The 24,137-nt window shown below is 71.4% G+C and carries 23 protein-coding genes; 13 read left to right on the top strand and 10 right to left on the bottom strand.

The features are described from left to right. Positions 1-390: 390 nt before the first annotated feature. Complete coding sequence (locus ACFWW9_RS31200; protein ID WP_390385344.1) at positions 391-780, top strand: hypothetical protein; 390 nt, start codon at positions 391-393, stop codon at positions 778-780. 28 nt (positions 781-808) lie between these two features. Here the strand turns inward: ACFWW9_RS31200 and ACFWW9_RS31205 are convergent, their stop codons facing one another. Then, positions 809-1,381 carry a TetR/AcrR family transcriptional regulator gene (locus tag ACFWW9_RS31205; protein ID WP_390385346.1) on the bottom strand — a complete coding sequence of 191 codons (573 nt, stop codon included), beginning with the start codon at positions 1,379-1,381 and terminating at the stop codon, positions 809-811. An 81-nt stretch (positions 1,382-1,462) separates the two neighbouring features. Here ACFWW9_RS31205 and ACFWW9_RS31210 point away from each other — a divergent pair, with 81 nt between their 5' ends. Together ACFWW9_RS31210 and ACFWW9_RS31215 are read left to right on the top strand one after the other, a co-directional pair. Beyond that, positions 1,463-1,879 (top strand): nitroreductase family deazaflavin-dependent oxidoreductase, encoded by a 417-nt coding sequence (locus ACFWW9_RS31210; protein ID WP_390385348.1) that lies wholly within the window; start codon positions 1,463-1,465, stop codon positions 1,877-1,879. Positions 1,880-2,065: 186 nt separating this feature from the next. After that, positions 2,066-2,236 carry a hypothetical protein gene (locus ACFWW9_RS31215; protein ID WP_390385350.1) on the top strand — a complete coding sequence of 57 codons (171 nt, stop codon included), beginning with the start codon at positions 2,066-2,068 and terminating at the stop codon, positions 2,234-2,236. Positions 2,237-2,305: 69 nt separating this feature from the next. Here ACFWW9_RS31215 and ACFWW9_RS31220 read toward each other — a convergent pair whose 3' ends face one another. Beyond that, positions 2,306-2,662 (bottom strand): ArsR/SmtB family transcription factor, encoded by a 357-nt coding sequence (locus ACFWW9_RS31220; RefSeq protein ID WP_390385352.1) that lies wholly within the window; start codon positions 2,660-2,662, stop codon positions 2,306-2,308. Positions 2,663-2,711: 49 nt separating this feature from the next. Between ACFWW9_RS31220 and ACFWW9_RS31225 the strand changes: the two genes are divergently transcribed. Next, complete coding sequence (locus ACFWW9_RS31225) at positions 2,712-4,019, top strand: MFS transporter (protein WP_390385355.1); 1,308 nt, start codon at positions 2,712-2,714, stop codon at positions 4,017-4,019. On the opposite strand, the gene ACFWW9_RS31230 is transcribed toward ACFWW9_RS31225, so the two are convergent. Next, positions 4,016-5,050 (bottom strand): amidohydrolase family protein, encoded by a 1,035-nt coding sequence (locus tag ACFWW9_RS31230; protein ID WP_390385357.1) that lies wholly within the window; start codon positions 5,048-5,050, stop codon positions 4,016-4,018. The genes ACFWW9_RS31225 and ACFWW9_RS31230 overlap by 4 nt on opposite strands. 92 nt (positions 5,051-5,142) lie before the next feature. On the opposite strand from ACFWW9_RS31230, the gene ACFWW9_RS31235 reads away from it, so the two are divergent. Next, the gene (locus ACFWW9_RS31235; RefSeq protein WP_390385359.1) at positions 5,143-5,841 is read left to right on the top strand and encodes a TetR/AcrR family transcriptional regulator; all 699 of its coding nucleotides are present in this window, start codon (positions 5,143-5,145) and stop codon (positions 5,839-5,841) included. Positions 5,842-5,880: 39 nt separating this feature from the next. On the opposite strand, the gene ACFWW9_RS31240 is transcribed toward ACFWW9_RS31235, so the two are convergent. Beyond that, positions 5,881-9,063, bottom strand: a complete 3,183-nt coding sequence (locus ACFWW9_RS31240; protein WP_390385361.1) for a S8 family serine peptidase — start codon at positions 9,061-9,063, stop codon at positions 5,881-5,883. Between the two features lie 279 nt (positions 9,064-9,342). Between ACFWW9_RS31240 and ACFWW9_RS31245 the strand changes: the two genes are divergently transcribed. After that, positions 9,343-10,008, top strand: a complete 666-nt coding sequence (locus ACFWW9_RS31245; RefSeq protein WP_390385363.1) for a hypothetical protein — start codon at positions 9,343-9,345, stop codon at positions 10,006-10,008. On the opposite strand, the gene ACFWW9_RS31250 is transcribed toward ACFWW9_RS31245, so the two are convergent. Further along, the gene (locus tag ACFWW9_RS31250; RefSeq protein WP_390385365.1) at positions 10,005-10,892 is read right to left on the bottom strand and encodes a nucleoside hydrolase; all 888 of its coding nucleotides are present in this window, start codon (positions 10,890-10,892) and stop codon (positions 10,005-10,007) included. The two genes, ACFWW9_RS31245 and ACFWW9_RS31250, sit on opposite strands and share 4 nt — an antisense overlap. A 46-nt stretch (positions 10,893-10,938) precedes the next feature. Between ACFWW9_RS31250 and ACFWW9_RS31255 the strand changes: the two genes are divergently transcribed. The 4 genes from ACFWW9_RS31255 (at position 10,939) to ACFWW9_RS31270 (ending at position 14,582) form a co-directional block, all read left to right on the top strand. Continuing rightward, positions 10,939-11,385, top strand: coding sequence for a VOC family protein (locus ACFWW9_RS31255; RefSeq protein WP_390385366.1), 447 nt, complete (start codon positions 10,939-10,941; stop codon positions 11,383-11,385). A 31-nt stretch (positions 11,386-11,416) separates the two neighbouring features. After that, positions 11,417-12,241 (top strand): DUF72 domain-containing protein, encoded by an 825-nt coding sequence (locus tag ACFWW9_RS31260; RefSeq protein ID WP_390385412.1) that lies wholly within the window; start codon positions 11,417-11,419, stop codon positions 12,239-12,241. A gap of 280 nt (positions 12,242-12,521) precedes the next feature. Continuing rightward, positions 12,522-12,878 carry a hypothetical protein gene (locus tag ACFWW9_RS31265; RefSeq protein ID WP_390385368.1) on the top strand — a complete coding sequence of 119 codons (357 nt, stop codon included), beginning with the start codon at positions 12,522-12,524 and terminating at the stop codon, positions 12,876-12,878. Positions 12,879-13,280: 402 nt separating this feature from the next. Then, positions 13,281-14,582, top strand: a complete 1,302-nt coding sequence (locus ACFWW9_RS31270; protein WP_390385369.1) for an MFS transporter — start codon at positions 13,281-13,283, stop codon at positions 14,580-14,582. Here the strand turns inward: ACFWW9_RS31270 and ACFWW9_RS31275 are convergent. The 3 genes from ACFWW9_RS31275 to ACFWW9_RS31285 all read right to left on the bottom strand — a co-directional run bounded on the left by ACFWW9_RS31275 (position 14,525) and on the right by ACFWW9_RS31285 (position 19,717). Continuing rightward, positions 14,525-15,310 (bottom strand): FMN-dependent NADH-azoreductase, encoded by a 786-nt coding sequence (locus ACFWW9_RS31275; RefSeq protein ID WP_390385370.1) that lies wholly within the window; start codon positions 15,308-15,310, stop codon positions 14,525-14,527. The genes ACFWW9_RS31270 and ACFWW9_RS31275 overlap by 58 nt on opposite strands. 100 nt (positions 15,311-15,410) lie before the next feature. Further along, entirely contained in the window at positions 15,411-16,901 is a 1,491-nt protein-coding gene (locus ACFWW9_RS31280; protein WP_390385372.1) for a cytochrome bc complex cytochrome b subunit, read from the bottom strand. Between the two features lie 143 nt (positions 16,902-17,044). Next, a complete protein-coding gene (locus ACFWW9_RS31285) occupies positions 17,045-19,717 on the bottom strand; it encodes an FAD-binding and (Fe-S)-binding domain-containing protein (RefSeq protein ID WP_390385374.1) in 2,673 nt (890 codons plus the stop codon). A gap of 91 nt (positions 19,718-19,808) precedes the next feature. Between ACFWW9_RS31285 and fabG the strand changes: the two genes are divergently transcribed. From fabG to ACFWW9_RS31300, 3 genes are all read left to right on the top strand, one after another. After that, a complete protein-coding gene (fabG, locus tag ACFWW9_RS31290) occupies positions 19,809-20,513 on the top strand; it encodes a 3-oxoacyl-[acyl-carrier-protein] reductase (protein ID WP_390385376.1) in 705 nt (234 codons plus the stop codon). A 31-nt stretch (positions 20,514-20,544) separates the two neighbouring features. Next, the gene (gene fabI / locus ACFWW9_RS31295; RefSeq protein WP_390385378.1) at positions 20,545-21,312 is read left to right on the top strand and encodes an enoyl-ACP reductase FabI; all 768 of its coding nucleotides are present in this window, start codon (positions 20,545-20,547) and stop codon (positions 21,310-21,312) included. A gap of 82 nt (positions 21,313-21,394) precedes the next feature. Then, entirely contained in the window at positions 21,395-22,417 is a 1,023-nt protein-coding gene (locus ACFWW9_RS31300) for a ferrochelatase (protein WP_390385380.1), read from the top strand. On the opposite strand, the gene ACFWW9_RS31305 is transcribed toward ACFWW9_RS31300, so the two are convergent. Together ACFWW9_RS31305 and ACFWW9_RS31310 are read right to left on the bottom strand one after the other, a co-directional pair. After that, on the bottom strand, positions 22,414-22,824 hold the full coding sequence (locus ACFWW9_RS31305; protein WP_390385382.1) for a hypothetical protein: 411 nt from the start codon (positions 22,822-22,824) through the stop codon (positions 22,414-22,416). The genes ACFWW9_RS31300 and ACFWW9_RS31305 overlap by 4 nt on opposite strands. Beyond that, entirely contained in the window at positions 22,821-24,125 is a 1,305-nt protein-coding gene (locus ACFWW9_RS31310) for an ATP-binding protein (RefSeq protein ID WP_390385414.1), read from the bottom strand. The genes ACFWW9_RS31305 and ACFWW9_RS31310 overlap by 4 nt, the downstream gene beginning before the upstream one ends. Positions 24,126-24,137: the final 12 nt, after the last annotated feature.

Below are 24,137 nucleotides of genomic sequence, written 5' to 3' on the forward strand. Positions count from 1 at the left end.
GCGCCGATTATCCCACCCTCTTTCGCTTTGTCAAGGCTGGAAAGACGCCTTGACAAAGCGAAAGAGGGTGGGGGCGCAAAAACAATCGGGGGCCGCCAGGGTTGGGGGTTAAAAGAACCTGCCGGCACGGTGCGGTTGGGGCGCGGTGCCGGTGCCGGCCGGGGGCCGGAAGATTTTTAGTCCAGTCCCGCGCGGTGCGAGTGCCGGCCGGGGGCCGGAAGACGGAGAGAGCAGTTCCGATCGGTGCAAGTTGGGGCGAGGGCTCAAGGGCATGACGGTCAGTCCCGGTGCGAGTTGAGTCGGGGCCGGAAAGCTGTGCGCTAGTTGGTGTCGACTGGCCGGGGGTGGTAGATCGGTTGGTTGGGTGTGGGTGGGCTTTAGGGTGTGTGTATGGCTGAGTACACGGAAGACGAAGGTCGGGTTTTTCGTACCGCTGTTTTTGGTGCGATGGTGTTGGTGTCCACTGCTGATCCCGGTGCGCTCGACAAGGAGAGTTACGCGGGGGCCAAGGCGATGGAGAACTTGTCGCCCGAGCTGCGTGAGGTGATCAAGGGTGGGGTGCCCGAGTTGCCTGCCGGGTCCGTGTCCGATGTGGAGGTCGGGGTCCTTGAGGCGTTGCGGCGGTGTGTGGGGATTCTTGCGGTGAAGGCGCCTGGGGAGGTGTCGGCGTTTTCTGCTGCTGTGGTGGCGATTTGTCGGGAAGTCGCTCAGGCCGATGGGCGGGTTGTGGACGCCGAGGGTGCTGTCGTGGCCAAAGTGGAGGCCGCGCTCGCGCTGTGAAAGGGCGGCGGCCTTCGTCCGAGGGGTTTTACGGGCGGAGGCCGTCTGCCAGCAGGTCCAGGACGCGGTCGGCTTGGGTGCGGCGGGATTGGTCGCCTGTGCCTACGGCCATCGCTACGCCGGAGAGGGCTGTCAGAAGGTCTTCTGGGGTGGTGTCCTGGCGGATCGTGTTCGCCTTGGCGGCTGCTGTGAGCAGGGTGGTGAGGGAGTCGATGAGGCGGTCGCGGCTGTGGGCGTACGGGTTCGCGCCCGCTGCTGTGATGGCTCTGAGGGCTTCCGCCATGCCGTACTTGGCCGTGGTGTAGTCGATGAAACGGCCCATCCACGTGCGGACCGCTTGGGCCGGTGGTTCGGTGGTCAGCAGGGTGTCCGCGGCGTCGCAGAGGCGGTCCAGTTCGTTGCGGTACGCGGCCTCGATGAGGGCGTCCCTGGTGGGGAAGTGGCGGTAGAGGGTGCCCACGCCTACGCCCGCGTCGTCGGCGATCGACTTGACCGTGGCGTCCAGGCCGTCGCGCGTGAAAGCGCGGACCGCTGCTGTGAGGAGGCGTTCGCGGTTGCGTGCGGCGTCGGCTCGCTGCGTTTTGCCTGCCGCTCGCGTCACGTGCCGCACCTCCTGTCCCTCAGCGATTCTACCGGCGTCGAAGTACGTTGATTCCACACGACTCCGAGGAGGCAGGGCAGCATGGCTGGCGAAGCGGCTGACTGGAACCAGAAGATCATCGACGAGTTCCACGCGAACGCGGGTGTGGTCGGCGGGCCGTTCGAGGGGAAGCGGCTGGTGCTGCTGACGATGGTGGGGGCCAAGAGCGGGGAGCCGCGGACCACGCCGCTGGTGAGCAGCCGGGACGGGGAGCGGCTGGTCATCGCCGCGTCGTACGGCGGGGCCGACAAGAACCCGGACTGGTACCACAACGTGAAGGCCAACCCGCGGGTCACGGTCGAGGTCGGGACGGAGAAGTTCGAGGCCACCGCGCGGGAGGTCACGGACCGGGCCGAGCGCGACCGGCTGTACGCGGGCATGGTGTCCGAGATGGCCGGGTTCGCCGACTACGAGAAGAAGACCGACCGGCTGATCCCGGTCATCGTGCTGGAGCGCTAGCGGCGTGCTCGGCGGGCCGCGGCACCCTACGCGGCGGCCACGTCGAGCGCACCCGTTCCACGCCCGTCCGGGGTGTGAGAACTTCACGTTTGAGCGCGTTATGCCTTAACTACCGGCGGGTTCGCCGGAACAGCAGACTTCTCCCCAGCAGCAAGGAACGCCAGCCGCACACAAGGGGAGAACGACATGAACGCCACCACCCGCTCCACGGACATCCTCGCCCTGACCGACGAGGCGGACCTGGTCATCTTCGAGTTCGACCGTCCGACGAACGGCAGGCAGCTCGACTTCCTGGCCTTCAGCGTGCACTGCAGCAGCGGCCCGGTCCCCGGTCTGCGCGCGTCGTACGCGGCCTGACCCCGTGCTCGTTCCCCGGCCGAGTGACGCAGGGAGGCCGACGCCCCACCGGAGCGGCGTCGGCGGTCGTCAATCGTGGTCGGGGGTGCCGGTCAGGTGGTGGTCCACCGCCTGCACCGCCTCGTTCAACAGCCGGCGGACGTGGCCGCCGCGGGCCCGATAGACCGCCCGCCGCCCGTCCCGCCGGGTCGACACCACGCCCGCCAGCCGCAGTTTCGCCAGGTGCTGGGACACCGCGGGGCGCGCGATGCCGACCGCCGCGGCCAGCGTCGTGACGTCGTAGTCGTCGCCGCACAACAGCCAGAGCATCCTCAGCCGCGTCGGATCGGCGAGCATCCGGAACACGTCCACAGCCGCGTCGACGTGCTCGCCAGGCGGTAGCTGCTGCCAGTCGGTGGTAGTTGCAACGTCGTCGCGTGCGTACATGAGCACGTATAGTGCCGGCGTCCCGCCACGAGGACCACTCGGGAGCACGATGTTCGGCGTACTCGGCAACCGGACCTACCGGCGCCTGTTCACGGCCCAGGTCATCGCCCTGACCGGAACGGGCCTGGCCACGGTTGCGCTCGGCCTGCTGGCCCACCGGCTGGCGGGGCCCGACGCGGGGGCCGTGCTCGGCACCGCGCTGGCGATCAAGATGGTCGCCTACGTGACCGTCGCCCCCGTGGCGGCGGTGGTGGCGGCCCGATTGCCCCGGCGGACGTTGTTGGTGAGCCTCGACCTGGTGCGGGCGGGCATCGCGCTCGCCCTGCCGTGGGTGCACGAGGTCTGGCAGGTGTACCTGCTGGTCTTCCTGTTGCAAGCCGCGTCCGCCGCGTTCACGCCCGCGTTCCAGGCCACGATCCCGGACGTCCTCACCGACGAGCGCGACTACACCAGGGCGCTCGTGCTGTCCCGCCTGGCCTACGACCTGGAGAGCCTGCTCAGCCCGTTGCTGGCCGCCACGGCGTTGGCCGTGGTCAGCTTCGACCACCTGTTCCTCGGCACGTCGTTGGGCTTCCTGGCGTCGGCTGCGTTCGTCGTGTCGGTGCTGCTGCCGTCACCGCGACCGGCCCGCCGGGTCCGCCGCGGGGGCGTCCGCGTCTACCTGGCCACGCCACGCCTGCGCGGCCTGCTCGCCGTCCACCTCGCGGTGGCCGCGGCCGGGTCGATGGTGTTCGTCAACACCGTCACGTCCGTCCGCGACCTCCTCGGCCGCGGCGCCGCCGACGTCGCCATCGCCTTGGGCGCCAACGGGTGCGGCTCGCTGGTCGTCGCGCTGGTCCTGCCGCGGGTGCTGGAGCGCCACGCCGACCGGACCGTGATGGTGCGCGCCGCGTTCCTGCTCACGGCCGCGCTCGTCGCCGCGGTGCCCGTCCTGGCGCTGTCGGGTGCGTGGCGCTGGCCCGCGCTCCTGGCGCTGTGGGCGGTGGTCGGCGCGGGCAGCGCGCTCGTGCTCACGCCCGCCGCGCGCCTGCTGCGCCGCTCCGCCGACGCGGGCGACCGCCCGGCCCTGTTCGCCGCCGACTTCGCCCTGTCCCACGCCTGCTGGCTGCTCTGCTACCCGCTCGCCGGGTGGGTCGGGGCGACGGCGGGCCTGGCCGCCGCACTGCTGGCGCTGGCCGTCATCACGGCCGGGGCGGGTCTGGCGGCGATCCGCCTCTGGCCGGTCCACGACCCGGAGGTCGTGGAACACGACCACCACGACCTCGACCCGAACCACCACCACCTCGTGACGGCGGGCGGCCCCCGCCACGCCCACCCGTTCCGCATCGACGACGTGCACGTCCGGTGGCCGGGTTAGCCCAGGTTCGCACCGAGTCCGGTCGTGAGCCGGTCCCAGTTGCCGGAGCCGATGGCGGTCTTCTCGGCCTCGGTGAACGGGGCGTGCTCCAGGAACGACCGCGCGACCCCGCCGCTGGTGTCCAGGAACGGGAAGCCGCCCGGTCGGGTGCCGAAGGTGTACGGGTAGTCCGTCGAGTAGACCATCCGCTCGGTGCCGACGACCTCCGCCGTCCACCGCAGGTACCGCTCGCTCACGGTGCCGCTGCCCGCGATCCAGAAGTTCTGCCGGAAGTAGTCGACCAGCGGCCGTTCCAGGCGCGCGTTGTGCGCCATGATCCCCGTGTGGTCCAGGTAGAACAGGACCAGTTCGCCCCAGTGACCGGCGATCACCTGGAGGTCCGGGTGGCGGTCGAACACGCCGGAGAAGATCATCCGCAGGTACTGGACGCCCAGGTCGTAGTACCAGCCGAGGCCCGCCGTCGCCAGGCCCATGCCGACCGGGCCCAACCCCGAGTAGTACGCGTCGAGCACCGGCTGGACCGGCGTCTGCGGGTGGAAGTGCAGCGGCACGCCGAGGCGGGCGGCGGTGGCGTAGAGGTCGTCGAACTCGGGTGCGTCGGCGGGCTTGTCGCCGGTGCGGCCGTACAGCATCGCGCCGGGGAACCCGAGCCGGGTGACCGCGCGCTCCAGTTCCGCGGCGGCGGCCTCGGGGTCGGGGGTCGGGATGGTCGCGAACGCCTGGAAGCGGTCCGGGTGGGTGGCCACGACCTCGGCGAGCGCGTCGTTCGCCTCGCGCGCGACGGCCACGGCGTCGGCGGCGGTGAGGTTCTGCACGCCCGGTGAGGCCAGGGAGAGCACGGCGACGTCCACGCCCTGGTCGTCCATGTCGGCGATCCGGCCCTCGCCGACGTCCCGCAGACGGCGGGCGAAGGGCTCGTCGCCGTAGCCGAGCTGGGGGATCCGGGGCACTCCGGCGCGGGTCCACGCGTCGAGCACGACCGGCAGTGCGACGTGCTCCTCGAGGGCGGTGATGCGGAGTCGTTCGGTCATGATCTGCTCCTCGTCGTTGTGTTTCCATTGGAAACAACTCGACGTTATCACCGATAATATCAACGGTCCACTGCGGGCGGTACCATCGATACATGCACGAGGAGCCAGGTCGGGAGCCCATCCGCGTCCGGGTGGTCGAGGCCGCTGCGGACCTGCTCGCGCGCGAAGGCGGCGACGCCGTGACCACGCGCGCGGTCGCGGCAGCGGCAGGGGTGCAGCCGCCGACGATCTACCGCCTCTTCGGCGACAAGGACGGGCTGCTGGACGCGGTGGCCGAGCACGGCTACACCGCGTTCCTCGCGGCCAAGCACGTCGACACCTCGCCGGACGACCCCGTGGAGGACCTGCGGGCGGGGTGGGACCTGGCCGTGGAGTTCGGTCTCGCCAACCCGTCGCTGTACGCGCTGATGTACGGCGAACCCCGGCGCGGCACGACGTCGGCCGCGTTCCAGGCGGGCATGCGGATCCTGGTGGAGCGGATCCACCGCCTCGCGGCGGGCGGGTGGTTGCGGGTCGACGAGCGGCTCGCGGCGTCCCTCATCCACGCGACGGCGCGCGGCGCGGTGCTCACCTGGTTGTCGCTGCCGGAGGACCGGCGCGACCCGGCCCTGCTGACCGCGATGCGGGAAGCGATGGTCGCCGCCGTCACGAACGAGAAGTCCGCCGTAGTCGACGCCGGACCGGCGGGTGCGGCGCGCGCGCTACGGGCCGCGTTGCCGGAGACGACGTTGAGCGCGGGGGAACGGCACCTGCTCGGCGAGTGGCTCGACCGCATCGCCGCCGAGGGCTAGACGGGCCCGCGGCGACGTTCCGCCACGGGCCCGCCTGACTCACTTGGCGATCTTGTACGCCCGGATCAGCGTGGTCTCCACGGAGTTGCCCCTGCTGTCGGTCGCCTTGGCGCGCAACGACGTGAAGCCGCCCGCCGGGCCACCGGGCACCAGCGCCGAGTCACCCACGACCGGCACACGCCGCCAGGTCTTCCCGTCGTCGAACGACGCGTCGACCGAGATCCGCCCGACGCGACCGTTGTCGGCGCCGGGGTTCTGCTGCACGACCAGCGGCACCCGGAGCGGCCTGCCCGCGGGCGCGGTGTTCGCGGCGTCGAGCTTCGGCTGGAAGCGGATCAGCGTCAGCGGCAACGGTTCCAGCGCCTCGGCGCCGGCGTGCGCCGAGCGGAACGTCCACGCGGCGCTCACCCTCGTGGACACGTCGGAGACCTTGCTGCGGGTCACCTCGGTCTCCAACCGGTACGCGCTCCTCGCCGCGGGGACGGGGAACTGGCCGTAGGCGTCGGACGCGGTCTCGCCGACCTTCACGCCCTCGCGGAACAGCGTGGTGCGGGCGGTGTCGAACGCCGAGTAGCCGCGGTTGCCCGAGTTGTCGCCGAACAGCGCCACGTCGACGTAGAGCGTGTCCTCCGCTCTGGCCAGGTGGTACCCGTTCGGCTGGAGCACGGGCCCGAACACCGCCGTGTTCAGCGTTTCCCGGTACTGCCTGCCCGGCGTGTATGCCTTGGGCCCGCTGTACAGGAGGGTGTCGAACGCCGAGTCCGGGTTGCTCTCGTCGGTCACCCGGAACGACCCGCGCCACTGGACGCCGTCGCCCGCGAGCCGGTCGACCACCTCGCCCGGCGCGGCGACCGGGGTCGCCCACCCGCCGCCCGCGCCCTCGGGGCCGACGGCCGCGTACCCGAGCGTGGCCGCCCGACCCGGTGTGGACGGGCCGACCCGTGTCCGGACCTCGGCGAAGTCCCGCTTGGCCAGCACGTGGGTGTAGCCGGTGGGAGCCTTGCCCTGGAACGCTTTCCCGGACCGGTAGCGGACCGGTGTGCCGTTCACCGGCGTCCCGGTCCAGTGCGCGCCGATGATCGCCCGGTACTCGCCGGTGGTCACCGCCGGGCCGACGTTGGCGATCGAGGTCTTGCCGCCGAAACCGCCGCGGAAGCCCGTCGACCCGAACACGCCGACGCCGTCGACCGTCCGCGACTCGCTGACGTCACCGAAGTCGGGCGTCGCCGCGGGGTCCGGCAGGGACACCGCGATCGGCTTCGCGAGCCGTGCGTCGAGGTCGACGGTGGTGTCCTCGGTGATGTCCAGTTCCGGGCTCGCCAGTACGGCGACGCGGTCGCCGGTCTGGAGGACCGTCGAGCCGTAGTACCGGCCCTTCTTCACCCGCAGCGTCGCGGAACCGTCCCCGTCGAACGGGAAGTGGACCGTGCCGCTGTCGAGTCCGAACAGGAACGTCGAGTACGTGGACGACGGTGCGCCGTCCTCGCCGGTGTAGTTCAGCGTGAGCTGGTAGCTCTCGGCCTCGCGGACGACGCCGACGGGGGTGCGGACCGCGGTCGTGCCCGAGGTGGCGACGAGCGAGCCGGAGTAGCCGCCGTCGACCGTGCCCGCCCTGGTGTCGCCGGTGACGGACACCTTCGCCTCGCCGCCCGCGGGGACCGTGACCGTCTCCTGGCTCACCGAGAACACGCTGGTGGGCTTGCCGTCCGGACCCTTGACGTCGAGCGCCAGGTCCAGCGTCACGGCCGTCGTTCCCGCGTTGCGGTAGGTGACGTCCTTGGTGACCGGCACGTCGTCGTCGTGCGGCCACTGCTGGAGCCCGAGCCCGACGGTGGCCGGTTCGGTGGTCACCGTCTGGGTGATCGCCCTGGTCAGGTCGACCCGGCCCGCGCCCTGGTCGTACGCGGTCAGCGCGGGGTTCGGCTTCGCCGACGCGACCAGCGCCGCCTTGACCTGCGCACCGGTCCACGTCGGGTGCTGCTGCTTGATCAACGCCGCCGCGCCCGCGACGTGCGGGGTCGCCATGGACGTGCCCGACATGGACACGTACCCGTCACCGGCCGGGGTGCCGATCGAGCCCGTGGACGACTTCGCGGCCACGATGTCCACGCCCGGCGCGTTGATGTCGGGCTTGACCGCGCCGTCGCCGGTGCGTGGACCGCGGCTGGAGAACGGCGCGATGCCGTCCTCGCGGTCGACCGCGCCGACCGTGAGAGCGGCGTCCGCGCTGCCCGGCGAACCGACGGTCTCGGTACCGCCCGCGTTGCCCGCGGCGATCACGAACAGCGTGCCGTACTGGGCGGACAGCGTGTTCACGGCCGCTTCGAGCGGGTCGATCTCCGGGGAGTCGCCGCCGCCGAGGCTCATGTTGACCACGTCGGCCCCCTGCTCGGCGGCCCAGGTCATGCCGTCGAGGATCCACGACTCGGCGCAGCCGAACGTCATGCACACCTTGCCGTCGAGGATCTTCGCGTCGGGGGCGACACCGCGGTACTTGGCGTTGGTGCTGGCGATGGTGGCGGCGACGTGCGTGCCGTGCCCGACCAGGTCGGTGTTGTCCGGGTCCTCGGTGAAGTTCTTCTCGACCAGTTCGCGCCCGACCAGGTCCGGGTGCTTGGCGTCGACACCGGTGTCCAGCACGGCGACCTTCACGCCCGTGCCCGTGTACCCGGCCTGCCACGCGGTCGGGGCGCCGATCTGCGGCACGCTCCGGTCCAACGTGGGCTGCCGCAGGCCGTCCAGCCAGATCGTGCCGAAGTCCCCGGCGGTAAGCGCTTGCCACGACGTCGCCGTCGTCGCCTTGGCCACGGTCGTCGCGGTGAACGACCCCCGCGCGGGCGTGATGATCAACGGCAGGGTGTCGCGGTGCGCGTCGTCGTAGCGCGACGCGATCAACTCCGTGACGTCGAACAGCCTGCGGTCCACCTTGCCGGACGCCAACAGCGGCGCGACGTCCCGCGGCACCACGTACTGGTGCCCGCGCGCGGTGTACGTGGAGAAGACCACCTTCTCCCGCCCCGGACCGGGCGTGATCGCCCCGGCTCCCTGCCCGGCGACCACCCGGTCACCGGTGATCAACGTGACGGACCCGACCTCCCGCGTGACGAACCCCTTCGCGGACCCGCCCGGCGCGGCCACGGCCACGTGCGCGGACCCCACCACCAAACCGAAAGCGACGAGCGAGACGCCCCACCGCCTGCCGTGCCATCGTGTGGATCGCACCAGCCACCTCTCCCTCCAGGAAGCACACCCACCCGGATGCGCGACTGGGAGGCGCCCAGCAGACGGTGGCGGCGGCGAGCCGAAAGCGACGAAATCCCCCCAGGGAACCGAACATATCGACCACGAAACACCTTCGGCTGGTCCCATCGGCCCAAGTTCCGGACTACGGGAACGGGGCATCCGGCCGTGTCGACCTTGGTCGGAAAACCCCCGAAAGCCGCATTTCTGCGCGTTGTCGGCGATCTTTCGGTGCTTCTCTGTCCACAAGGGGGTGTCGTCATGGGGTGGAAAACCATCAACGGGAAACCTGTGTTCATCAAGAACAAGGGCACGGGGGCGGTCGTCGCGGGTGTGGTGGCACTGGGTGTGTTCGCGTCCGCCGGTGGGGCCGTGTCGCTGAGTGGTGGGGCCGTGGCCGGGGAGGTCGCGGGCACTGAGGTGTCCGTGCAGTTGCGGGCTCGGAAGGCCGAGGGGCAGAAGGCGGCTCGGAAAGGGGACAACCACGGGGCCTGGCAGCGGATGGGGCTTCGGCAGGTGCGGCAGAGCGTTCGGCAGCAGGTCGAGTGCGTGGCGGCTTCGTTCGGGGAGGTGCGGGAGTTCTTCACCCGCACGCGCTGCTCTTCGCTGGAACGGATGATGTTCGCCATCGTTGACGAGGCGGGCAACACCGCTGTCGTCTCGGTGGTGTGGGTCGGGTTGGGCACGGCTGGGGACGCGCGGGACTTCGAGGCGCTGATGGGGCGGCAGGGGAGTGGCGACATCCGGCCGTTGGGGGCCCCGGTGCTGGAGTTGGCCGACGTCGAGTTCACCGGGTTGCGGTACGGCAGCGACCGCGATGGTAGGTCGGTCACCGTGGCCGAGGCCGAGAACGCCGTCGGGAGCGGGTTCGACCACGACACGTTGGACGCCATCGCCGAGGTCGCCGCGTACCTGCCCCGGCTCTAGGAGCCGCTCAGCCGCTCGTGGAGGAAGGCGCGCAGGGCTTCGACGTCGGTGTCCTCGGCGACGTCCACCGGGTGGGTGCCGGGCACGATCGCGCCGTGGGTGTCGCCGTTCGCGGTGTCCACGGCGAGCAGGTGAGGGCGGGTGGTCAGGATGCCCGGATTGATCGCCTCGGCGACGGCAACGGCGTCGTGGACGAGGATGCCGTCGATGCCGTTCGCCTCCAGGTAGAACTCGCGGTAGCGGGTCGTCAGGCCTGCCAGGGTGGTGCCGATCCGGCCGGTCAGCGACTCCAGCCACGCGCCGTCCACGGCGCACCGGCGGGTGAGGTCGATCGGCACCAGGACGGGGCGTTCGGCGAACACGCGGTGGGCGGCCTCGGCGTCGCTCCAGATGTTGAACTCCGCGTGGGGCGTGACGTTGCCGCCCGTCAGGCCGCCGCCCATGACGACGAGCCTGCCGACGCGGCCCGCGTGCGTGTCGAGCAGGCGGGCGATGTTCGTGAGCGGGCCGATCGCCGCGATCGTGACCGGGGTCGGGCTGCTGTCGATCGTGTCGCGGAGGAACTCCACGGCGTCGCGGGCGTCGATCCGGTCGTCCTCGGGCAGCGTGAACGCCTTGCCCGACAGGCCGTCGTCACCGTGCACGTGCCGCGCGTCCGGCCTGCTGACGTCGCCCAGCGCCCGGTCCGCGCCCCTGGCCACGGGGGAGTCGCTGCCCAGGAGCGCGAGGAGGCGCCGGGCGTTGCGGGTCGTGTGGTCGATCGACACGTTGCCGAACACGGTCGTGACGCCCAGCAGGTCCACCTCGGGGCTGCGCGCCGCCAGCGCCAGCGCGAAGGCGTCGTCCACGCCGGGGTCGGTGTCGATGATCAACGGGATCGTCATGCCCCCAGTCTGCGGCAGAATGACGATCTCGCAGAAAGGGGACCCCGTGACGTTCATCAGGCGTTTCGACCACGTCGGCATCACCGTCGCCGACCTCGACGCCGCGACGGCGTTCTTCGTCGCCCTCGGTCTGGAGGCCGATCCGCGGATGGCCGTCGAGGGCGAGTTCTTGGACACGGTGATCGGCATGACGGACGCCCGAACCGAGATCGTCATGCTCCGCCCGCCCGGCGGTGGCACGACGCTGGAACTCTCCAGCTTCACCCGTCCCGACCACCTGCCGGGGTCGCCCGCCGCACCCGCCAACGAACTGGGGCTGCGCAACGTTGCCTTCGAGGTCCACGACCTGCGCGCCGCCGTCGACCACGCCGCGGCGCTCGGGTACGGCCTGGTGGGCGGCATCGGCGAGTACGAGGGCGTGTGGCGCATGGCGTATGTCCGCGGGCCCGAGGGGATCGTCGTGTCGCTGGCCGAGCGCGTCGAGGGGAGCTGACGGCGTGGCACGTCTGCACGTCGGGTGCGCGATGTGGAACCACAAGGCGTGGCCGGGGCGGTTCCTGCCGCGGCCGCTGCCCGCCGGGGAGGCCCTGCGGGCCTACGCGGGCTGGTGCAACGCGGTCGAGGGCAACACCACGTTCTACGCGACTCCCGCCCGGAACACCGTCGTGAAGTGGGCGCAGCAGACCGGCTCTGACTTCCGGTTCGTGGTCAAGCTGCCCAAGGTCGTCACGCACGAGCGCCGGTTCGTCGGGGTCGAGACCGAGATGCGGGCGTTCCTGGACGCGATGGAACCCCTCGGCGAACGGGCCGTCCTGTGGACGCAACTGCCCGGCTCGTTCGGCCCTTCGGACGTCGACGCGCTCGGTCGCTTCCTGCGCAGACTCCCCGTCGACCGCCGTCGCGCCGTGGAGGTGCGCCACCCCGCGTTCTTCACCGACGCGCGCTCGACGTCGCTACTGGAGGGGGCGCTGGCCGACGCGGACGCCGAGTGGGTGCCGTTCGACACCACGGTGTTCTTCGAGAACCCGCCGACGAGCGAGGCCGAGCAGGAGGCCTGGGGCAAGAAACCGCGGCTGCCGCGGCGGACGCGGGCGCTGACCGACCAGCCGGTCGTCCGCTACCTGGGCCGGGACTCCGTCGAGGAGACGGTCGAGGGCTGGCGGCCGTGGACCGAGGTGGTCGCGGACTGGCTGCACGAGGGCCGGTCGCCGACGGTCTTCCTGCACACCCCCGACAACGACTGCGCGCCCGCGCTCGCCCGCCGGTTCCACGACGACGTGCGGGAACTGGTGCCCGACCTCGAAGCACTGCCCGAGCCCGAGCCGGTCGAGCCCGCGACGCTGTTCTGAGCGGTGTCGGGCCAGTTGTCTCTCGTCGACGATTCGTGCTGCGGCCGGGCCGGGTCTCGTGGTTCAGTACCGACTTCGTTGTGGTGCGTGTCCGCATCGACGCGGAATCGCATGTGTTGCTTGCGGTTGAGGGGACCTGTGGCAGGGTTGTCGGCCCACTGCCGTCGGTAGTGACCCCACACGAGATCTCAGCTGAGCACGCGCTTCGCGGCATGAGAGGACGTTACGCCTGCTGGAAAAGCACGTGGGGACTCATGATGATGTCTGCCACCATGGGCTCGTGGATGTCGGATGGCCTGGGCGGCGTGAGGATGTGCTCTCCGCACTCAGGACGCTCGCAGCAGAGCCTCCGGTTTTGGACGGTGGGGATCGAGGTACTCGATGGTCCGACCTCATCAACGCTGTCCACGGGTTGGTCGATGACACTGCGTGGGATCTGGTGGACCCGGCCGCGTCAATCGGGACGATTCTCCGCAACAGCCAGGAGGCCGACGTGGTCCGGGAGGTCGTGGCGGCGGTCGTCGCCGTGTCGGATCGCCAAGGCACCACGACTTCGGATGCGGCCTGGTTCGGTGACAGTGACTGGTGCGAGGTGCGACTACTCGCTGCGGACGCGCTCATCTGCCTGACAGGGTGAAAGTCCGCAGCCGGAACCTGGACATGTCGAGAACATGCCGCAGGAACCCTGCGCTCGTGGGCACATGCGTACGCTGCGACGACGCGACAATCGGCATGACAGCGCTCCACACGACGTGAGTGCTCGTCTGTGCCTACGGCTGTCCGTCCGTCAGGTGTACGTGCTCGAAGCCCGGCGAGAAACCGGCTACATGATCCGGTGTGCCGTGCCGTGCCGTGGCGCGGCCGAGTCGGAGTGAACCGGCCTTCGGCGACCGCCACGTCGTATACGCCGCCGATCGAGTACTCCGTGAGGATTCCGGTGACTGACATCGTCCTAAGGGACTGCAAAGAAGTCCCGACGTGCCTTGTCGTGGTCCTGTCGGCGCCCGGATGGTGTGGGTGATCACACCGGGAGGCGACTATGGCAGTCGAGGCAGTGCGCGGGACGTCGGAGCGGCGGGTCGTCGCCAATGTTCTGCGCGGGTCGATCGGGAATCTGATCGAGTGGTACGACTGGTACGCGTACACGGCTTTCAGCATCTACTTCGCGGCGGCGTTCTTCCCGAAGGGGGATCAGACCGCGCAGTTGTTGAACACCGCGGCGGTGTTCGCGGTCGGGTTCCTGATGCGGCCGTTGGGCGGGTGGCTGCTTGGCCGCTACGCGGATCGGCACGGGCGGCGGGCGGCGTTGACGCTGTCGGTGTCGCTGATGGCGTTGGGGTCGTTGATGATCGCGCTCACGCCGTCGTTCGCGACGATCGGGGTGGCGGCGCCGATCCTGCTCGTGACGGCGCGGCTCCTCCAGGGGCTCTCGGTGGGCGGGGAGTACTCCACGTCGGCGACCTACCTGTCCGAGGTGGCGTCGAAGGGGAGGCGGGGGTTCTACTCGAGCTTCCAGTACGTCACGTTGACGGCGGGCCAGTTGTTGGCGCTGGGCGTGCAGATCGTGTTGCAGCAGGTGCTGTCCAAGCAGGAGATGCAGTCGTGGGGGTGGCGGATCGCGTTCGTGGTCGGGGCCGCCGGGGCGCTCGTCGTGATGTGGTTGCGGCGCAGCATGGACGAGTCCGAGAGCTTCCAGCGTGAGGGCCGGACGGCCGAGACGCGCGGGTCGTTGCGGGCGCTGCTCCAGTACCCCAAGGAGTGCCTGCTGGTCGTCGGGCTGACGCTCGGCGGGACGGTGGCGTTCTACACCTACACGACGTACCTGCAGAAGTTCATGATCAACACCAGCGGCATCGACGCGGCGACGGTCAGCTGGATCAACTTCCTGGCGCTGCTGGTGTTCGTGGTGATCCAGCCGCTCGCGGGCGGGCTGTCCGACCGGATCGGACGACGGCCGCTGCTGCTCGGGTTCGGCGTGCTCGGCGCGGTCGGGACGGTGCCGCTGCTGACGACGCTGGCGTCCACCAGCGAGGCCGTGCCCGCGTTCCTGCTCATGCTGGCCGGGCTGGTGGTCGTGACCGGGTACACGTCGATCAACGCGATCGTGAAGGCCGAGCTGTTCCCGACGCGCATCCGGGCGCTGGGGGTCGGGCTGCCGTACGCGCTCACCGTCGCGATCTTCGGCGGCACGGCGGAGTACGTGGCGCTCGGGCTGAAGTCGGCGGGGCACGAGTCGTGGTTCTACTGGTACGTCTCGGGGTGCGTGCTGGTCTCGCTGCTCGTCTACGGCTCGATGCGCGAGACGTCGAAGGACTCGACGCTGGAGGAGGCGAAGGCCTGACCGGTGCGGCCCGCCAGCTCGGTCACCGCGACCCGCGCCGCGGCCAGCGACTCCGCGCCCAACGCCTGGAAACGGGACGGGCGCGCGCTGTCCGGGGCGCGGGTCATCTCGGCGTGCACGAACCGGAGGTTCGCCTCGGGCACGCCGAGGTCGCCGAAGTACGCGCGCAGGTACGGCTCCTGGAAGTCGAAGCCCGGCCGGTGCCGTCCACCCCGCGCGGTCACCACGACGACCTCGGTGCCGCGCAGCAGGCTGTCCTCGGTGTCCGGGTCGACGAACACGCCGGGCACCGTCACGCGGTCGATCCACGCCTTCAGCGAGGCGGGCAGCGAGAAGTTGTACACCGGAACGCCGAGCAGCACGGTGTCCGCGGCGAGCAGGTCCTCCACCAGCGGCCTCGTCAGCGCCCACTCGTGCTTCTCCGCGGTGTTCGAGACCAGCGAGTCCACCCGGTTCAGCGGGACCGGCCGCGGCTGCGTCTCCAGCCGCCGGGCGAGGGCGCAGTACGCCGGGCCGATCAGCGGCACCGGGTCGCCCGCCACGTCCCGGTGCCGGTACCCGGCCGAGCCGTGCAGCTCGCGCCAGGTGTCCGCGTACAACGACGTCAGGTGCCTGCTGACCGAATTGCCCGAATGGCTGGAGTCCAGGTGCAGCAAGGAGTTCACCGGATCGGCCACGACGGGCGGCACGGAGCGGAGGTGGTTTCTTCGGGGGCGGCTCTCGATCATCGGAACCATGCTCGCAGAGCGCCCGCGCGCTTCCCCAACCACCACGGGAAGTGCACCTGATCGTGTGCCGGACAACGACTCTCGTCGTCCACAGTGGACGTTACCGCTCCAGCTCCCTCGGGTCGGGGGTGAAGAACGAGCCGGGCGCCGGTGATCCGGCGGACCCGAGCCGGTTCATCTTCTTCGGCACCGGCGCGCCCTGGTAGGCCAGCGGGCGGTCGGCGAGCGGCTGGTGCACCTCGATGAACGCCCCGTGCGGCAGGCGTTTCACGATCCCCGTCTCGATCCCGTGCTCCAGCACCGCGCGGTCGGAGTGCTGGAGCCCCAGGCACAGCCGGTAGGTCACGAAGTACGCCAGCGGCGGCACCAGCAGCAGCCCGAGCCTGCCCGCCCACACCGCCGCGTTGAGCGAGACGTCGAACGCGTGCGCGATCACGTCGTTCGCGGCGGACAGCAGCGCCACGAAGAAGTACGCCAGCGCCATCGCTCCCAACGACGTGCGCACCGGCACGTCGCGCGGCCGTTGCAGCAGGTTGTGGTGGGCGCGGTCGCCGCTGAGCCGCCGCTCGATCCATGGGTAGCACGCCGCGAGCCCGGTCAGCAGCGGCAGCCCCGCCAGGAACGGGAAGAACGCCGCCGGGATCGTGTGGTCGCCGAGGTAGACCTCCCACGCGGGCCACAGCCGCAGCAGGCCGTCGGTCCACGCCATGTACCAGTCGGGCACCGTGCCCGCCGACACCTGGCCCGCGTTGAACGGCCCGAAGTTCCACACGGGGTTGATCTGGAACAGCCCGCCCATGATCGCGCACACGCCGACGACCACCGCGAGGAACACACCGCTCTTGATCATGAACACCGGCAGGATCCGCACGCCGACGACGTTGGTCTCCTTGCGGCCGACACCGGGGAACTGCGTGTGCTTCTGGTACCAGACCAGCGTCAGGTGCACCGCGATGAGCCCGAGCAGGACCGCCGGGATCACCAGCACGTGCAGCGCGTACAGCCGCGGCAGCACCTCCGTGCCGGGGAACTCGCCGCCGAACAACCCCCAGTGGATCCACGTGCCGATGACCGGGATCGACAGCAGCAGCGACGCCGTGATCCGCAGGCCCGCGCCGGACAGCAGGTCGTCGGGCAGCGAGTAGCCGAACAGGCCCTCCAGACAGCCGAGCAGGAACATCGCGACGCCGATGACCCAGTTCAGCTCGCGCGGACGGCGGAACGCGCCGGTGAAGAACACCCGCAGCAGGTGCACGACGATCGCCGCCATGAACAGCAGCGCCGCCCAGTGGTGCACCTGGCGGACGAACAGCCCGCCGCGCACCTCGAACGAGAGGTCCAGCGTCGAGGCGAACGCGCGGGACATCTCCATGCCGCGCAGGTTCGTGAACGACCCGTCGTAGACGACCTCCTCCATCGACGGGTCGAAGAAGAGCGCCAGGTAGACGCCCGAGAGCAGCAGCACGACGAAGCTGTAGAGGGCGACCTCGCCCAGCAGGAACGACCAGTGCGTCGGGAAGACCTTGTTGAGCTGTTTTCGGACGCCGCCCGCGAGGTGGTAGCGCTCGTCGGCGGCGGTGGCGATCTTCATGACCCGTACCCCCAAGTCCGGACCGCGGCGGCCGGAAGGGTGGACGCACCCCCCGGCGTCGATCCGCCTCTCCAGTGTGCCGCAGCCCCCGGACCGGGGGCCACGACAGGAAGACGACACCGGGCGGGCTTTTGTGACAGAGGTCAGTCGCGCAGCCCCAGTGCCCGTGCGACGACGGTGGCCGAGTGCACCGGTTCGACGTCGCTGCCCTCGCGCACCTGCGTGCGGCAGCTGAACCCGTCCGCCACGACGGCGGTGTCCGCGTCGGCCGCCCGCACGGCCGGGAGCAGCGCCTGCTCGGCCACGGCCATCGACACCTCGTAGTGCCCGCGCTCGAAACCGAAGTTGCCCGCGAGGCCGCAGCACCCGGCGTCGAGCACCTCCGCGGCCACCCCGGACTTCGCCAGCAGTTCGCGGTCGGCGTCGAAGCCCAGCTCGGCGTACTGGTGGCAGTGCGTCTGCACGATGGCCTTCCCGTCGCCGGGCACCCCGTCCAACGACGGGGCCACGTGCTCGGCGAACGTCCGGGTCGCGGCGGCCAGCGCGACCACGTTCGGGTCGTCGCCCGCCAGTTCCAGCGCGTCGCCCCGGAGGAACGCGGTGCAGCTCGGCTCCAGGCCCACGACCGGGGTCCCGGCCCTGGTGTGCTTGCGCAGGATCCGGGCGGTGCGGCGCAGCACCCGGCGGGCGATCCCGAGCTGGCCGGTCGACAGCCACGTCAGTCCACAGCAGACGGTGCGGCTCGGGATCTCCACCCGCTGCCCCAGGTGGGTGAGCACGGCCGCCGCGTCGTGGCCGATCGACGGCTCGAAGTGGTTGGTGAACGTGTCGGTGAACAGCAGCGCCTTCGGGCCGTCGGTCTTCCGGGACCGGAACGTGGCCCGGAAGGACCTCTTCGCCACGACCGGCATCCGGCGTTCCGGGGCCAGGCCCGCGAGCCTCGGGAACCGGGAGGTCAGCCGGTTGACCAGCCCGAGCCGCAGCCACAGCGGCAGCCAGCCCATCGAGTAGTGCGCCAACGGCCGCACCCGACCTTTGTAGTGCTGGTGCAGGAACTCGGCCTTGTAGGTGGCCATGTCCACGTCCACCGGGCAGTCGCGCTTGCACCCCTTGCAGCCCAGGCACAGGTCCAGCGCGTCGCGGACCTCGGTGGACTTCCACCCGTCCTCCACCACGTCGCCGTTGAGCATCTCGAACAGCAGCCGCGCCCGCCCGCGCGTCGAGTGCCGCTCCTCGCGGGTCACGCGGTAGCTCGGGCACATCACGCCGCCGCTGTGGTTGAGGCACTTGCCGACGCCGACGCACCGCCGGGTCGCGGCGGCCATGTCGCCGCCGTCGGCGTGCAGCGCGAGCGCCGTGCGGGTCGGGATGCGGGCGGGCGCGACGAGCACGCGCAGGTCCGCGTCCAGCGGCGCGGGGTCCACGATCCGGCCGGGGTTCATCAGGTTGCGGGGGTCGAACGCGGCCTTGAACCTCCCGAACGCCTTCAGCGCCTCCGGCGGGTACATCCGCGCCAGCAGCTCCGACCGGGCCTGGCCGTCGCCGTGCTCGCCGGAGATCGAGCCGCCGTGCGAGACGACGAGGTCGGCCGCCTCCTCCAGGAACGCCCGGTAGCCCGACGCGAAGTCGAAGTCGATCCGCACGTGCACGCAGCCCTCGCCGTAGTGCCCGTAGGTCAGGCCGCGCCGCCCGTGCCCGGCGAGCAGGGCGTCGAACTCGCGCAGGTACCTCCCCAGCCGCTCCGGCGGCACGGCGGCGTCCTCCCAGCCCGACCACGCCTCGGTGCCGTCGGCCATCCGGGTCGCCAGCCCCGCGCCGTCCTCGCGGATCCGCCACAGCAGCCGCTGCCGCGCGGGCGAGGTCACCACGACGGAGTTCGGCGCGATCGACGCCACCCGCTGCGCGGTCTCCTCGTCGCGGCACTCGACGTACAGCCAGCTCGCGCCGGGCGGCAGCAGCGCGAGCGCGGGGGAGTCGGGGGTGCGCTGCTTCACGACGGCGACCATGCCCGCGTCGATGCCCTCCAGCGCCAGCACGTCGTACTCGCGCAGCGCCATCACGTTGTCGGCGGCGTCGTAGGTGTTCGCGAACCCGAGCACGGCCAGCACCCGCTGCTCCGGCGCCTCGACCAGCTTCACGGTCGCGCCCAGCACCGTCACGCAGGTGCCCTCGGTGCCCACCAGCGCCCGCGTGAGGTCGGGCAGGGCGTCCAGCGCGTACCCGGACACCCGGCGGCCCAGTGCCGGGAACCACGCCGGGTCGACGGCCGGGAGCGGCAGCGCGGGCGGCGTGCGCGTGTCGAACCGCGTCCCGTCCGGCAGCAGCACGTCGAGCGCCTCGACGTTCTCGCTGGTCTTGCCCCACGCGACAGAGTGAGCGCCGCACGCGTTGTTGCCGATCATCCCGCCCAGCGTGCACCGCGAGTGCGTCGACGGGTCCGGCCCGAACAGCAGCCCGTGCGGGGCCGCCGCCGCGTTCAGCCGGTCCAGCACCACCCCCGGCTGGACCACGGCCAGCCGCCGGTCCGGGTCGACCTCCACGACCCGGTCGAGGTACCGGGCGAAGTCCAGCACCACGCCGGGCCCCGCCGAGTTGCCCGCGATGCTGGTCCCCGCGCCCCGGTTCGTGACCGGCACGCCGTGCTCGACCGCCAGCGCGACCGCCGCCAGCACGTCGTCGACCGTCCTGGGCCGCACGACGACCGCCGGGACGTGGCGGAAGTTGGAGGCGTCGGTCGAGTAGACGGCGCGGGACGACGAGTTGGTCAGCACGTCGCCGGAGACCTCGGCGCGCAACCGATCGGATAGTTCGCTCACCCGGACGATTGTGATCCGGGTCCGCCGATGCCGGGGTACTCGGGGGTAACGGATAGCCTCGCGCCCATCAACCAGCAGCGATGGGAGCACCGTGTCGAGGTCCGTTCTGGTCACCGGGGGCAACAGGGGTATCGGCCTGGCAATCGCGCAGGCCTTCGCCGCGCAGGGTGACAAGGTCGCCGTGACGCACCGCGGCTCCGGCGCCCCCGAAGGCCTGTTCGGCGTCAAGTGCGACGTGACGAACGGCGACGAGATCACCGCCGCGCTGGCCGAGATCGAGGCGCACCAGGGGCCGGTCGAGGTGCTCGTCGCGAACGCGGGCATCACCGACGACACGCTCCTGCTGCGGATGAGCGACGACCAGTTCGAGCGCGTGCTCGACGCCAACTTGACCGGCGCGTTCCGGGTCGTGCAGCGCGCGTCCAAGGGGATGCTGCGCAAGCGCTACGGCCGGATCGTGTTCATCTCCTCGGTCGTGGGCCTGCTCGGCGGCCCCGGCCAGGTCAACTACGCGGCCAGCAAGGCAGGGCTCGTCGGCATGGCCCGGTCGATCGCCCGCGAGCTGGGCTCGCGCAACATCACCGCGAACGTGGTCGCGCCCGGCTTCGTGACCACGGACATGACCGACAAGCTCACCGACGACCGCAAGAAGCAGATCCTCGGCTCGGTGCCCGCGAACCGGTTCGCCACGCCCGAGGAGATCGCCGCCACCGTGGCGTTCCTGGCCTCCGACGCCGCCGGGTACATCACCGGCGCGGTGATCCCGGTCGACGGCGGCCTCGGCATGGGCCACTGATCTTGTACAACCACGTTTACGGAGGAAGTAAGTGACGGGACTGCTCGAAGGCAAGCGACTGCTGATCACCGGGGTGATCACCGACGCGTCGATCGCCTTCCACGTGGCCAAGGTCGCGCAGGAGCAGGGCGCGCAGGTCGTGCTCACCGGCTTCGGCCGGATGAGCCTGGTCGAGCGCATCGCGAAGCGGCTGCCGAACCCGGCGCCGGTCGTGGAGCTCGACGTGCAGAACCAGGAGCACCTCGACACGCTGGCCGACCGGGTGCGCGAGCACGTGGACGGCCTCGACGGGCTCGTCCACGCCGTCGGCTACGCGCCGCCGAGCTGCCTGGGCGCGCCGTTCATGGACGCGCCGTGGGAGGACGTGGCCACGGCGATGCACGTGTCCGCGTACTCGTACAAGGCGCTGGCCGCCGCCGCGCTGCCGCTCCTGACCCGCGGCAGCTCGATCGTCGGCCTCGACTTCGACGCCCGCCAGGTGTGGCCCGCCTACAACTGGATGGGCCCGGCCAAGGCGGCGTTCGAGTCGATCAACCGGTACCTCGCCCGCGACCTCGGCGAGCACGGCGTCCGCGTCAACCTCGTGTCCGCGGGCCCGGTGCGGACGATGGCCGCCAAGTCCATCCCCGGCTTCGTGGACCTCGAGGCCATGTGGGCCGAGAAGGCCCCGCTCGGCTGGAACGTCGACGACCCGACGCCGGTCGCGCAGTCCGTGTGCGGCCTGCTGTCCGACTGGTTCCCCGCGACCACCGGCTCGATGGTGTTCGTCGACGGCGGCGTGCACTTCCTGGGCCTCTAGGTCCCACCCGACCGGGTCGACGTGATCATCAGCACGTCGACCCGGTTGTGCGGTCCTCCGGCCACGGGGCCAGGATGTAGCGGTGAGTTACGACGCGCTGCTCTGGTTGTCGTTCGGAGGCCCGGAAGGACCAGCGGACGTCCGTCCCTTCCTGGAAAACGTCACCAGGGGCCGTGGTGTGCCACCCGAACGGCTGGACGAGGTCGAGGCGCACTACCAGCACTTCGGCGGCGTCTCCCCGATCAACGCCCTGAACCTCGCCGCCATCGACGCCGTCCGCGCCGCCGGGCTGGACCTTCCGGTCTACTTCGGCAACCGCAACTGGCACCCGATGGTCGAGGACACCCTCGCCGAGATGAAGCGCGACGGCGTGCGCCGCGCGCTCGTGTTCCCCACCAGCGCCTACGGCGGCTACTCGGCCTGCCGCCAGTACGACGAGGACGTCCTGCGCGCCCGAGAGGCCGTGCCGGACGCCCCCGACCTGGTGAAGCTCCGCCAGTTCTTCGACCACCCGCTGTTCGTCGCCGCCTTCGCCGACGCCGTGCGCGCGGCCGCCGTGGACTTGCCCTCCGACTACCGGCTCGTGTTCACCGCGCACTCCGTGCCCGTGTCGGCCGACCAGGCCGCGGGCCCGCCCGCCGAGGGCGGCCACCGCTACTCCCGCCAGGTCGCCGAGGCGTCCCGCCTGGTGGCCGACGCCGTGGGCCGTGACACCTACGACGTCGTGTGGCAGTCCCGCTCCGGCCCGCCGCGGATCCCGTGGCTGGAGCCGGACATCGTCGACCACGTCGAAGCCCTGCACAAGGACGGCGTGACGGGAATCCTGGTGTGCCCCATCGGGTTCGTCAGCGACCACCTGGAGGTCGTGTGGGACCTCGACACCGAGGCCCGCGACCGCGCCACCGAACTCGGCATGCCCTTCGCCCGCGCCGCCACGCCCAACGCCGACCCCAGGTTCGCCGAACTGGTCCTGGAACTGGTCCGCGAACACACCGAGAACCTCGAACCGCGCAAGCTCTCGCCATTCCCGAGCGCGGGCTGCACCCTCAACGGCGCCCCCTGCGCCCCGCTGTGCTGCGAACCCGCGAAGAGGCCGAAGCACTAGCCCACGGGGCACGTCCGGGGGCCCAGGCTGGTGTGGCCGCCGTTCACCAGGGTGATCGGGGCGGCCGCCGTGCACGCGATCTGGTCCACCGCTGCGGGCGACAGCGCGGTCACGTCGACCGAGACCGCCACCGTCGACCCGCTGGCCTCGAACGTGGTTCCGGGCGGCACCTCGGTGGTGAACCCCCGTTCCCGTTCCGCCGTCGTCGGACCGGCCGCGAGCAGGGCCAGCACGTCGGTGGACGACGGGTTCGGGCGGACGACCGGGGTGAGTTCGCCGCCGTGCAGCAGGTAGACGGTGGCGGTGGTGGTCGCCGTTGGCGCGGGGCCGCCGAGGATCACCTCGCTCGGGCGGACGCCGCAGCTCGTGAGCAGCAGCAGGACCGGCACCAGCAGCAGGCGCCTCACCGGTCGCCCCCGGCGTTCGGCAGGCGCAGCGTGAACAGCGCGCCGCCGTCCGGGCGGTTCTCCGCGACGAGGGTGCCGCCGTGCAGGCGGGCGTTCTCGCGGGCGATGGCGAGGCCCAAGCCGCTACCCGTGGAGCGCGCCCGTGCCGAGTCGGCCTTGTAGAAGCGGTCGAACACCTGCGGCAGCACCTCCGGTGGCAGGCCCGGCCCGCGGTCGGCCACCGTGACGACGATCCAGCCGGGCTCGGCCCTCAACGCCACGGAGACGGGGGAGTCGCCGTGGCGGACGGCGTTGCCGACGAGGTTCGCCAGGACCACGTCGAGCCGTCGTGGGTCCACCCGCGCCACGACCCCGGTCGGCAGGTCGGTCTCGACGGAGTCGAGCCAGCCCCGCGCGCGCAGCGACGCCCGCGCGGCGGCGGACACGTCGACGTCGTCGAGCACCAGCGCGGCGGCGCCGGAGTCGAACCTGCTGATCTCCATGAGGTCGTTCACCAGCCTGGTCAGGTTGCGCGTCTCCTGGCCGACGATCCGGGCGGCCTGCGCCCCGTCCGTGGACAGGTCCTCCTCGTCGAGCACGTCCGCCACCGCCGTCATCGCGGCCAGCGGGGTGCGCAGCTCGTGCGACACGTCGGCCACGAACCGGCGCGCGTCGGCCTCCATCCGCCGCAGGTCGTCCACGTGCCTGCCCAACGCGTCCGCGGTGTGGTTGAACGTCACCGCGAGTCCCGCCAGCTCGTCCGCGCCGCGAACGTCCAACCGGGACTCCAGGTCGCCGGACCCCATGCGCCGCGCGGCGTCGTCGAGTTCCCGCACCGGCCGCAGCACGCTGCGCGCGGCCAGCAGCGCCAGCGCGAACGCGACGACCAGCGCGGCGGCGCCGTACAGCCACGCGATCGTCGCCAGCGCCGAGATGCTCGCGGCGGCGGGCTCCAGGCTGCGCAGCGTGTAGACCTCCAGTCCCGGCACGGCGGTCCTCGTCCCGCTGACCAGCTGCGTCACCCCGCCCGCGGACACCCGCTGCCACGCCACGTGCCCGCCGTGCACGGCGGCGCGCAGCTCCGGCGTGACCACCGAGAGGGGGAGCCCGCCCGCGCTCAGGTCGCCGTAGACGGCCACGGCGCTGTCGTCGCGGTCGGAGAGCCCGGACGCGATCTGCTCCAGCTGCCGCGCCGTGAGCGGCAGCGCGCCCACCGGCACGATCCCGGTCACCCCGTCGGTCAACGCCAGCACGGCGGCGTCCTGCGCCTGCTGGAGGATGACCGAGCGGGCCTTGAGGTACATGCCGCCCGCGACCGCCATCGCGGCGAGCAC

Source organism: Umezawaea sp. NPDC059074 (genome assembly GCF_042738955.1).
Taxonomy (GTDB): domain Bacteria; phylum Actinomycetota; class Actinomycetes; order Mycobacteriales; family Pseudonocardiaceae; genus Umezawaea.